The organism is Paenibacillus sp. RC73 (assembly GCF_044908085.1).
Classification (GTDB): domain Bacteria; phylum Bacillota; class Bacilli; order Paenibacillales; family Paenibacillaceae; genus Paenibacillus; species Paenibacillus terrae_A.
The window spans coordinates 64,889-76,525 of record NZ_JBIYCV010000005.1 but is presented as its reverse complement, the minus strand read 5'-3'; the positions used below and the strand labels follow the sequence as shown (position 1 = coordinate 76,525).

The 11,637-nt window shown below is 41.3% G+C and carries 10 protein-coding genes; 1 reads left to right on the top strand and 9 read right to left on the bottom strand.

The window, feature by feature from the left end; translation table 11 throughout:
• Window positions 1–242 precede the first annotated feature (242 nt).
• The 5 genes from ABH897_RS13550 to ABH897_RS13530 form a co-directional block, all read right to left on the bottom strand.
• Entirely contained in the window at window positions 243–1,145 is a 903-nt protein-coding gene (locus ABH897_RS13550) for an ROK family protein (RefSeq protein WP_283656121.1), read from the bottom strand.
• A gap of 60 nt (window positions 1,146–1,205) precedes the next feature.
• On the bottom strand, window positions 1,206–2,012 hold the full coding sequence (locus ABH897_RS13545) for an HAD-IIB family hydrolase (RefSeq protein ID WP_283656122.1): 807 nt from the start codon (window positions 2,010–2,012) through the stop codon (window positions 1,206–1,208).
• A 403-nt stretch (window positions 2,013–2,415) separates the two neighbouring features.
• Window positions 2,416–3,417 carry an ROK family protein gene (locus tag ABH897_RS13540; RefSeq protein WP_283656123.1) on the bottom strand — a complete coding sequence of 334 codons (1,002 nt, stop codon included), beginning with the start codon at window positions 3,415–3,417 and terminating at the stop codon, window positions 2,416–2,418.
• Window positions 3,418–4,227: 810 nt separating this feature from the next.
• Window positions 4,228–5,184, bottom strand: a complete 957-nt coding sequence (locus ABH897_RS13535) for a tyrosine-type recombinase/integrase (protein ID WP_283656124.1) — start codon at window positions 5,182–5,184, stop codon at window positions 4,228–4,230.
• Between the two features lie 431 nt (window positions 5,185–5,615).
• Window positions 5,616–5,906: a hypothetical protein gene (locus ABH897_RS13530; RefSeq protein ID WP_404592197.1), complete on the bottom strand. Its 291-nt coding sequence runs from the start codon at window positions 5,904–5,906 to the stop codon at window positions 5,616–5,618.
• Between the two features lie 336 nt (window positions 5,907–6,242).
• Here ABH897_RS13530 and ABH897_RS13525 point away from each other — a divergent pair, with 336 nt between their 5' ends.
• On the top strand, window positions 6,243–6,410 hold the full coding sequence (locus tag ABH897_RS13525) for a hypothetical protein (protein WP_007432475.1): 168 nt from the start codon (window positions 6,243–6,245) through the stop codon (window positions 6,408–6,410).
• Window positions 6,411–6,537: 127 nt separating this feature from the next.
• On the opposite strand, the gene ABH897_RS13520 is transcribed toward ABH897_RS13525, so the two are convergent.
• From ABH897_RS13520 to ABH897_RS13505, 4 genes are all read right to left on the bottom strand, one after another.
• A complete protein-coding gene (locus ABH897_RS13520) occupies window positions 6,538–7,584 on the bottom strand; it encodes a FecCD family ABC transporter permease (RefSeq protein ID WP_283656126.1) in 1,047 nt (348 codons plus the stop codon).
• A 1-nt stretch (window position 7,585) separates the two neighbouring features.
• Window positions 7,586–8,650: a FecCD family ABC transporter permease gene (locus ABH897_RS13515; RefSeq protein WP_283656127.1), complete on the bottom strand. Its 1,065-nt coding sequence runs from the start codon at window positions 8,648–8,650 to the stop codon at window positions 7,586–7,588.
• Window positions 8,651–8,884: 234 nt separating this feature from the next.
• Window positions 8,885–9,868 carry an ABC transporter substrate-binding protein gene (locus ABH897_RS13510; RefSeq protein ID WP_404592195.1) on the bottom strand — a complete coding sequence of 328 codons (984 nt, stop codon included), beginning with the start codon at window positions 9,866–9,868 and terminating at the stop codon, window positions 8,885–8,887.
• 33 nt (window positions 9,869–9,901) lie between these two features.
• On the bottom strand, window positions 9,902–11,617 hold the full coding sequence (locus ABH897_RS13505) for an ABC transporter ATP-binding protein (protein WP_404592193.1): 1,716 nt from the start codon (window positions 11,615–11,617) through the stop codon (window positions 9,902–9,904).
• Window positions 11,618–11,637 lie beyond the last annotated feature (20 nt).

Genomic DNA, 11,637 nt, shown 5'->3' with positions numbered 1-11,637 from the left:
GAATGCATTAATAGGACTCATAAATCTAGTTTATTAACGTAATATATATTATGTAATCCTGTTGATTTCTCCACTCCAAATTTCCTATATATTCCAAAACCATGTTTTTCATATAAACCTCCTATATCAAACGTCTGTAATGCAAAAAAAGGCGTGTCCAAAGTTAAAGGCACGCTCTTTTGTTGGTATTTTATTGGTTTGTATTACTCAATCCCGCACTCGTCGAAATATAACTTGTGTCATCATTCAAGATGATACGATTGTTTGTAGTTATATATAGCACCTAGCAAATTCGCTTCATTGCCTAATTTACTTTGTTCAATATCTGCACGCACAAAATTATAGATAGAATCCATATAAAGCTTCTCTAACTCTTCCCTAATCGTAATTACCAGTAAAGGATTTTCAGATATGCCTCCCCCAATAACAAACTTTTCAGGGTCAAGAATTGATTGCAAATTAATGATTTGTGTTGCGATGTTCCTACAGTATTCTTGAAAAATCGTTTGGACCGTGCGATCACCTTCTTCAATAAACTTGAATACTTTTTCACCTGTTATAGAATCTGCAGGAAGTCCTTTAGCTTTCGCAACGGTTTTAGTTAAAACAAAACTGCTCCCTTGCATACCAAGCAGATAATCATTATTGTCTGCATACTCGTTGTTAGTTCTGATGAAGGAGAATTCTCCAGCCGATAAATGGTGGCCTTTCAGCAATTTCCCTTGAGAGATGATTCCACCACCCATCCCTGTTCCAACTACCAGAACAACACCATCGGTAATTCCTTGTAATGAACCACGCCATGCTTCTCCAAGAGCAGCACACTTTCCATCATTTTCAATCGCTACGGGTTTGTGAAACGATTTTTTAAAAACTTCTATCATATTTATATCATTTATATATCTTAATGAACCACCATGCACCATATGGCCGCTTGCTGAATTCACAATGCCTGGCATGCTGACGGCTATACCTTCACAATCATCTATAAACTGATTATGAATTTGCTTTAAAGCTACAAGCAGATTCTCAAGTGAGTCCAATGGAGTTTTAACTTTCCCCTTGCTGATAAATTCACCTTGAAAATACAAACTGAATTTTATAAAAGAGCCGCCAATATCAAAAACCAGTATTTTCTTTTTCATACTACTATAGTCCTTTCATTGAGCAGTTTTGAGTAGTTCTCTCAATAACGATAATTAATTTTATTGGTTTTGTAAATCCATCATTTTCTTTATCGTTAGTAAGACACCGTTCTCTTCGTTGGATTTGGTGATAAAGCTAGCTGCATTTTTAGTGTTCTCACAAGCATTTTTTACAGCAAAACTGTATTTTGCTATACTCATAAGTTCCACGTCATTTTCTCCATCTCCAAAAGACATGGTTTCATCCTCAGTAACACCCAATATCTCCTGGAGTTTTCTTACCGTCTCCCCTTTATGGGTATGAAGTGCTGTAATATCCAGCCAATTCGCTTCAGAATCAACAATATAAATTTGATCCAGCAGAGTCTTTTCAACATGCTTTCTTAATAAGGAACTTCTTCCAGATGGATCATAAACGGTTATTTTAAGAAAGCTGCTGTTTATTTGATCAAATGAGTCAATTTTAATAACTTCCTTATAGGATCCTTTTACAATTTTATAATATTCCTCTTGAATATGAGAATGGACAAATGCTGCTTCCGTTGTACATGCTATGATAATGAAATCATTGGAAAAACCTTCAATTTCTCTTATCGCTTGTAATGCTAAATTGTGTTCAAACGTAAACTCTTTGACGACGACTCCATCCTTTTTAATACGAGTAGCACTGTCCCCTAAGATCCAGATCCCTTTTCCATGCTCACCAAATAATTCTTCTACTCTTTCACACTGTTTACCTGTACAAGCAACAAAGGAAATATTATTTTTTTGCATTTCTCCATAAACCTGATTAAATAATTCGACATCGAAAGTGCTACTATTATTCAGAAAAGTACCATCTAGATCACTTACCACCAGTTTAAACATAAATAAATCCTCCCTTTATATATAAAAATCTTTAGCTGTCAAGTTTAATTTATGTCTTTTTATTTTCTTTCCATGGATCAACATCAAAGTCTCTATTAAAATCTTCTATTAAATCATTTAATTAAACATATTAATAAAGCGAGTAAAAAAAGTTCCTTTATTAAGTGGATATACAAAGTCATTCAAAAAAATCATCAAAGGAGCGGTAAGGTTTTACTTCCATAGGCTGCCCGGATAATACTAAGCACGAATAAGTACCACCCCATATAACTGAGCAAAGTATAATCAGTGAGATCATAGAGTGCCCTCGCTTTCTCTTTTAGGTTATACATGTACTTTAGCTGATGAAACGCGTTTCAGGTCAAGTTATAATTTATAGAAAAGCAGGTTACACCTATATACATTATTTAAAGACAATAATCGGGCGTTCTAATTCTTTTAGTGTTAACCCTCTCAACCCTGTTTTAAAATCTTCATAAAATAAATCCGAGAGAATAATTTCAGGATACAAAGGCATCGTATGCTTAGATTTGTAGGATTCTAAAAAATGAAAGAAAGACTCTTCTTCTATGTTCTCTCTATAGACTACAATCTGATCAGGATCAAATACGGATTGTAATATTTGAATAATTTCACATATACTATTGAAAAAAACTTCTGTTCCTTTGCTTTCATCCCAAACTATAGACGGAAGGAATTTGATTTCACCAGCCAATCCATGTTTGCCCTTTAAAACCCCATCCCGTAAATAAATCCCCATCCCTGGGGGGGAATTCTCAGGAAAATAAATAGCCAGCACACATTGATCTTCATCTATCTGTTCTCTATAGACGTATCCACATACTGCGGCATTTACGTCATTCTCCAGAATAACCGGCAAACCAAATTTGCTTTGCACATCCTCTGCCAATCGAATTCCATTTAACCTTTCATAGCTGCTAACTGTAATTTCTCCATCTACAGATTGTCCCGGGATTCCAATACCAATAACTTTAATGGAAGGATAGAGAGAAATGATGTCTTGAATCGTGGAATAAAATTGTGTAGCATTAAAAATTTGAAAGGGATGCTCTTCTTTCATCAGAACGTCCTCATTTAAATTAACTACCGTGGTACACACTACATCCATCCCTTGTTTTTCATTAATATGTATAACCAGTGCCAGACTAAACTCATAATTAAAACGATAGGTTAACGCATGTCTGCCTCCGTTTGAAGGGACGATTTCATCTTCAAAAATCTCTCCATTATTAAGCAATTCCTGCATAAGAGTATTGATAGTTACCACACTTAAATCAGTCAATGCGGCTAGTTGGGGTTTTGTTGCCTTGCCGATCTGCTTCAATACTTTGCGAACCAGGTTCAGATTTATTTCTTTAATTAAATTTGTATTAGCTTTTTCCATACATAGCACCTTCCTTTTATAAAATCATGAAACCACTTCATAAACCATATTTATAAAGTGGTTTCACTAATTTTGCAGCAAAATATTACCTTTGTCAAGGCAATACCTTACTGGCTTTTAATTCACCATTGCTTTCCAACTTATTCTGAATTATTCTAAGGTTTATCATATGACAATCGCTAAAATAAGGAGGCTCAACTATTAAGAATGCTGTTGAAGAACTCGCCAGGCTCATCGAGGATCATGAAAAAGAATTCTTTTCGATCTCAGAACATGAATTTAATGCCAAACCTTTTCCAGAAAAATGGTCTAAAAAAGAAATACTAGGGCATCTGTGCGACTCTGCTTCTAATAATCATCGAAGATTTATAATGATTAAGCATTCAAGATCCCCAGTTAAAATTGAAGCATATGCGCAAAATGATTGGGTTGCAGCTAATCAGTATCAGGAAGCGTTCTCCCAAGTGGATGTCATTCATCTATGGAAACTATTAAATAAGCAAATCATAAATGTGTTAAACTCATGTACATCACTCGATTTTGAGAAAAAAATTTCAAAAAGATGACCAGTCTACCGAAACATTATAGTGGCTAGTTGACGATTATACTCAGCATTTGCAACATCATTTGGAGCAAATCAATCAAAAACAAGACTAAGCACTATGATAAAGGATACAATGTTCACAATATTGATGATACAAAGTCGTTGATGCGATTTCCAAGTCAGGGTGCAATTCCTTTTTTAGTTTACATAATAATTATTATGTAAACTAAACGTATTTATTTTCAAAATGAACCCGTGATATATACTTACAATCCCGTTATTGGTATCTGAATATCCAGCTTATCCATCGCTTTTTCTTTTTCTCGATCGGTGACATGCGTATATACAGTGGTCGTCTGGATGGATGAGTGTCCTAGCAGTTCCTGCACAGTACGCAGATCAGCCCCCTTACGTAAAAGCATCGTTGCAAACGTATGCCGCAGCTTATGGCTGGAGTAAGATACCCGACGTTCCGCATTCTTATCCTGCTGGAATCGCTCGAATGTTTCCGTAGCAATCTGCTGAATAGAGCGCACCGCCAAACGGCGGCCTTTTTGCGACACGAACATCGCGTCCTCCTTCCCCCTCCACGGGGTTAATCTTTCCTCCAACGCACGTTCCACAATATCACACACACCCTCCGGCACCGGAAGCGTACGCCACTTGCGTCCTTTACCGAACACATCTAAGGTGCGTCGCTCCCGGCTGTAATCCGAGACATTCAAAGAATGAACCTCTCCCACCCGCAATCCCATATATACCATGAGCAGAAAAATAGTCATGTTGCGATTGGCATATTTCCCCTCTATTGCGAGCAAAAACGGCTGAATTTCCTTTTCATCCAAATAGACGGGCATACGATTCTTCTCGGTCTTTGCTTTTTTAATTCCAGATGCCGGATTTGTGCTGCACAATTCAAATTCCTGCAACGCTTTGTAAAAGCTACTTACCGCCGCATGCTTCCGGTTCCGCGTACTATCTCCGGCCCCACTTTCCCGCGCTTTAGACAGATACGACATCACATGAATTTTCTTCACCTGATCAAGTGGCTTTTCACGCAGCGTACGTAAGAACTGCTTCACATCCCCTGTATAGTTTTTTTGCGTATGTATCGTATAACCTGCATCTTTCATCCAGATCAAAAAAGCTTCCAGCTCCTCAGCATACACTTCATCAATATCATCTATCATATCCGGCTCCATTTGCCGTACCCCTTTTTTCATCCCGCTTACCTCCGCTCCGATTCATCTTCCCAATATACTGTAAAACGTCCATTTTCGCCTACTTTTTATCGACAATTCGATCGACATCTTGTGCGTGAGGGCTAATGAAAGTCGATTTAAACCTAAACTGCGTATAATTTATATTATACGCAGTTATTTTAGGCACTTTTCAAGTATAAATAAAGCCCTTAGCCTTGTCTAGCGCGCAATTCAAAATTCTATATCTTCAAATAAAAGAACCGCATTTTTGCGGTTCTTTTTTGCGACATATCCTGTCCGCCAGCAACAGGAAGGACGCCACATGTAGAACTGCAAAATTTGGTAACCTGAGTACGCTGATATGGAATAAACCAATTATTGCATTGAATACACCTTTGCAAATCCAGTGGGCCTCTCTCCATAGCTTCAAGCAAACTTATGAGTGATTCCATTTACATTCGCCTTAACTGGTGTGGTTCATCTATAAACTCTGTATGTAACAAAATGTGCTGGTCTTCTGAAACAAAACCAACTTTTAACCGCATGGATTGATATTCTTTGAATACACGATTGATTCTTTGTATTAACTTGGTGTTAAGAACTAGCTTGTTCTGAACAGCCTGAGCGGTATCCAATATAAGTTCTTGCAGTTGCTGCTCCAGACTTCCTATTTTAACTTGATGTTGATACAATTGATTGATAACACTTAAGAAATAATTCTCCCGGGACAATAAGGGACTCATGTATAGACGCTCCTTACGGATCAATATTTTAAATGGATTAACGTATTTAATCCGTTCATATCAAAAAAATAATAGGCAGTCAAATTCTATTCGTTTAGCTAATTACGCCTAAGCACCTGTTATCACCAGCATTAGGAAGCATATCTAAGAACCCATGGGGTGAGTAGCCGTCGGCGGGACATGGGTGATGTGAAAAAGAATTTTGCTGTCTCGCTCCATTTTCCCTTCATCTTTCAGCACGCTATACTTAAAGAAGTCGAAAGGCAAACTTATTTTCAGCTTATGTTCATTTCAAAAATGTAAGTTATTCATGACAAAGGGAGTGTTCATTTATTTATGAGTACCGAAATGCTGGAACGTCGAAGTGAAATTCTAAAACGGAACATCCATCAGTTGCTGGTTCAGGAAAATCAACACGGCGTGACGCGTCAAGAAAATTACACTTTGCACAAAATGATCAGAGAGCTTCATCAAACTTCTCACGCCTTGAATACTTCCCGTTGATATGAAAAAATACGAATGCTTAAATTTTTAAATGCAAAATAACCTTCAGCCCCACTTCCTTAGTGGTGTTGAAGGTTATTTTGTCGTGTATAGCTTTTAATGAATAAGTTATGTTTTCTTTGCGATGTTATCCCTTGGAGCGACTCAGCAGATACAGGAAGTATGGAGCACCAATGATCGCCACGATCAAACCTGTCGGGATTTCTTTCTGTAAAGGTAAGGATCGTGTAATTGTATCCGCCACAAGCACTAACAGTGCCCCAACCAATGCACAGGCCACTAACAGCATCTTATGCTTTGGCCCCACCAGTTTTCTTGCCAAATGCGGAGCAACTAAACCGACGAAGCCGATTCCACCGCTAACCGATACGCTGGAACTGGCCAATCCAACCGCAGCAGCGAGCAGAAGGATGCGTTCCTTTTCAATAGATGTACCTAACCCGGATGCCGTCTGATCTCCCAAATTAAGCACATTCATCACATTGGCCTTGTAGTATGCGAAAGGCAGCAACACCACAAGCCAAGGTAACAGTGCCATTACAAATTTCCAGTTGGACCCCCATATACTTCCTGCCAACCAACTGGCAACAAACGTATAACTTTCAGGCGTAAGCTTGAGAGTCAAGATGATCATCGCAGCACTGACCCCCGCCGCTACACCAATCCCGCTTAGCAGTAACCTTGTCGGAGAAATCCCTTCACCCTTTTTGTAAGAAAGCGCGTAGATCAGAATAGCAGCCGCTCCTGATCCAATCAGTGCAAGGCCAGGTAGTAAAAACAATGAATTCGTTGTTTGCATCGTTGGGAAAAGCAATACAAACAGCATAACCATCAGCCCGGCTCCGGCATTAATCCCCAAAATACCAGGGTCCGCCAAACCATTACGTGAAACTCCCTGCATGATACAGCCAGAAACCGCCAGACCTGCACCAATCAAAATGGAAATAACCATTCGTGGCAATCGGAATTCAAACAAGATTAATTCCTGCTGTGGAGTCCCTTGCCCAAATAAGGTTCTAAAAAGCTCCATTGGCGAAAGTCGAATGGTTCCTGTATTCGCACTAATGGTGAATGCAACAATGAGCAGAATGAGCAGAACGATAACAACGATCCAATCATGGATTTTTTTACGGTGACCTGCTTTGGCAATAGCTCCAGTCGTGATGTTATTCATCTTACAGTGCTCTCCTTTCTTTACGAGCCAGATAAAGGAAGAATGGCACCCCAATCAGGGCAATAAGCACGCCTACTGGTGTTTCCTCCGGTGCATTAATCATGCGAGCCGCCAGATCGGCAAACACGATGAGTAAAGCCCCCATAATGGCCGAGCAAGGAATGATCCAGCGATAATCGACACCTACCAGCTTGCGGGTCATATGAGGAATAATCAGCCCTACAAAGCCGATAGATCCTACCAGCGACACTGCCGCCCCCGCCAGAATAAGTACCAGGATCATCCCAAGCACCTTTACAATGCCAGTGCGCTGACCGAGACTGAGCGCAATTTCATCCCCGAGGCTGAGCAACGTAATAGACCGTGATAGCATAAGCGCGCCGATAAAGGCTGCCACAACCCAAGGCAAGACAATCCCCAGTTGCACCCACTTGGTTCCGCTAAGTCCCCCTGCATACCAGAAGGCCAGATCCTGTCCGACATTAAAATACAAGCTGATCGCGTCACCCAAGGCAGACAGCAATGCCGTTACAGCTGCACCCGCCAATACAAGGCGTACTGGCGTAAGTCCACCCTTGGATATGGAGCTTGTACCATATACCATCACAACAGCTAAGGCCGCGCCAACAAAGGAGTACAGCATCAGTTGTAAAAAGGATGACCCGGGAAAAAGAGCAAAACAAATCGCCATCGCCAAACTGGCTCCCGAATTCAATCCAAGCAAACCCGAGTCAGCAAGCGGATTGCGGGTCATCCCCTGCATAATCGCCCCCGCCACAGCGAAGCAGACTCCGATCAACACACCACCCAAAATCCGTGGTAGTCTGATTTCCCAAATAATTTGATGATTTTGTATTTCAGGATTAAAATGAAAGACTGCATTCCATACCTCAAACAGCCTAATAGGAGCTGCACCAAAAGATAGGGATAAAGCGATACCGAACGCCAAAAGGGCTAGTCCGGCTGTTAAGATGAGTGAAGCCGCCCATGGCCGTGAGTGGAATGAAATCGGCGGCTGGCTATGGTTACTCTGGGCGGGACTCTCCGATGATTCTGATAATTTCATGACTATTTTTCACCCTTACTTGTTGAATAGTATGTAGGCTATCACACAAACCTGTGCTCATGAAGGCATTTGATAATGAGAATTATTATCATGCAATCTTTACTATTGTAAATTAATGCGACAATGGCTTCAATAGTAAATTTCGACGAACCCGTGAAGCCCTGCAATTTTGTGAAAAAATAAAGCCCTTTGGCATAAATAAATACCAAAGGGCTGCCAGCAACACCTGAGTAACTACTTCTGTGAAGCCTTCTCTTTATTCCGCTCGACGAGCATGTCTGCGATTTCTTCTGCTTGTCCTACAATGGCAATCGGGTCAAAGTACCAATAGCGATCCTCCTGTAACTCAAAGACCCTGTCATTTCGAACGGCATCCAGTGACTTCCATATACTGTCCCCTGTATAACCGGCGGTTTCCTTGTTAACCGTCAGAAAAATATAAGAGCCAGCATACTGATTAATAACTTCTTTCGATACCGATTTCCATTGAGTATCACCTAATAGTTCTTTTTGGACAAAAGGTGGGGGCGTCAAACCCAGTCCTCTGTATACCGCCTGTCCTCCTCTGCCAAAGTTATCGCCATATACATAATATTCCTTCGTTGAAGCCTCCATGACAGTGAAGGTATCCTCAGGTTGAATGATTCCCTTTAACTTGTCGCGTGCTGCCTGCATCCGCTGATCGTATTGGGCTAGCCACGCTTTAGCCTCCTGCTCTTTACCAAGAAGCTCTCCAAAAGCAGTTAATTCCTCATGCACATCCTTATACGTGCCATAAGGAATAGCGACGGTCGGGGCAATCTTACTGTAATTCTCATATTGAGAAGCATCTTTGGAACCAATCAGAATCAAATCCGGCTCCAGAGTAAGTACCTTTTCAAAGGACACGCTATCGCGATCTCCAATGCTTGTAATGCCTTGTACAAGATCCCTGGAAAACGGATTGTCCAAATAATACTTCACACTCCCCACAGGTTTAATACCAAGAGCTAATAAATTATTCTGATACATATCTACGACGATCCGTTGAGGATGAGTTGGGATCGTAATATCACCGTGAATCGTTTTGACTGTTTTCGTTGCCGCCGGCTTCTGCTCGGTAGAAGTTTGATTCTGCTTTCCGTCAGCCTGCTCCGTCTTTCCCCCACAAGCGTTCAGAACCAGGATGAGTGACAGGAGCATCATTGCAATCCACATTTTCTTTTTCAAAACATTCATTCCTCTCTCTACTTACCTTTCATACTATTCTATTTAGGTACCGTACTGGGCTTGATGCAGACGGCTATATGGACCTTTTACCGCCAGCAATTCTTCATGTCTACCTTGCTCGGCGATGCCCTGATCGGCAACTACGATAATGCGGTCGGCGTTTTTGATCGTTGCCAGACGATGCGCAATAACGAGCGTTGTGCGTCCTTGCGACAACTCCGTCAACGCCTGCTGAATCGCGGCTTCCGTCTCCGTATCCAGTGCGGATGTCGCTTCATCCAAGATGAGAATAGGCGGATTTTTGAGGAACATCCGAGCAATAGACAAACGTTGCTTTTGGCCCCCGGACAGCTTCACGCCCCGTTCACCAATCATCGTATCCAAACCTTCCGGATAGGAACGAACAAGGTCTTCAATCTGAGCCCGTCGGGCGGCATCCCAAATTTCTTCTTCTGAAGCATCGAGCTTGCCATATGCAATATTTTCACGAACCGTTCCATCGAACAGGAACACATCCTGCTGTACGATCCCAATCATGGAGCGCAACGATTCCAGCTTCATTTCACGGATATCCATACCATCAATGGTAATGCTGCCTTCCTCCACATCATAGAAGCGTGGCAATAAACTGCAAAGCGTCGTTTTACCTGCTCCTGAAGGGCCGACCAGTGCTACAGTTTCTCCAGCATGAATGGAAAGGTCCACTTTACGCAATACCTTGTCTTTGTTTTCATAGCCAAATGTTACACCTGCAAATTGGATCTCTCCATTGAGATGGGTAACGGTCTTGGCCCCTGGCAGATCTTCTACATCCGATTCACTTTCCAACAAATCTAGGTATCGGCGGAAGCCGGCAATGCCTTTGGGATACGTTTCAATAACGGAGTTAATCTGCTTGATTGGTGCGAGAAATACGTTGGACAGCATCACAAACGCGATAAATTCCCCGTACGTCATTTGCCCTTCAATCACAAACCATGTACCGCACACGAGTACAAACAGCGAAACCAGTTTCATCAGAACAAAACTAATCGAAGAATTCCAAGCCATAATACGGTAAGCAATTAGCTTGGTTTTACGGAATCGTCCGTTGTTTTCAGCAAAACGTTCCATTTCATGCTCTTCGTTCGAAAATGCTTGTACGACGCGGATACCACTGACGTTATTTTCGATGCGTGCGTTGTAATCTGCGATATCCGAAAACATGCGATGGAAAGCAGCATTCATTTTACGGCTAAAATACAAAGACAAGTAAATCATAAGCGGCACAATAATGAACGTCAGCACTGCCAGCTTCCAGTTAATGCCGAGCATGATGCCGAAGGCCCCTCCCAGTGTCATCAACGCGATAAACAAATCTTCAGGTCCGTGGTGGGCGATTTCCCCGATATCCATCAGATCGTTGGTCATACGGGAGACGAGATGCCCTGTTTTGTTATTATCAAAAAAACGGAAGGATTGCTTTTGAATTCGATCAAACAGCTTTTTACGCATATCCGATTCAATGTTAATCCCCAGCTTATGGCCCCAATAGGTAACCACGTAATTTAATCCGGCACTGACTACATAAATACCAAGCAGTCCTAGACAAGCATATAAAATCCACTTCCAGTTCCCGCTAGGCAGCAAATCATCGACCACCCGGTTGACGGCAAGTGGGAAAGCCAGCTCCAGCAGTGCAGCCAGCAAGGCGCAAGAGAAATCAATGATAAACAAAGTCCGGTAAGGACGGTAATATTCAAAAAAACGTTTTAACATGTATATGACTTCTCCTTTCT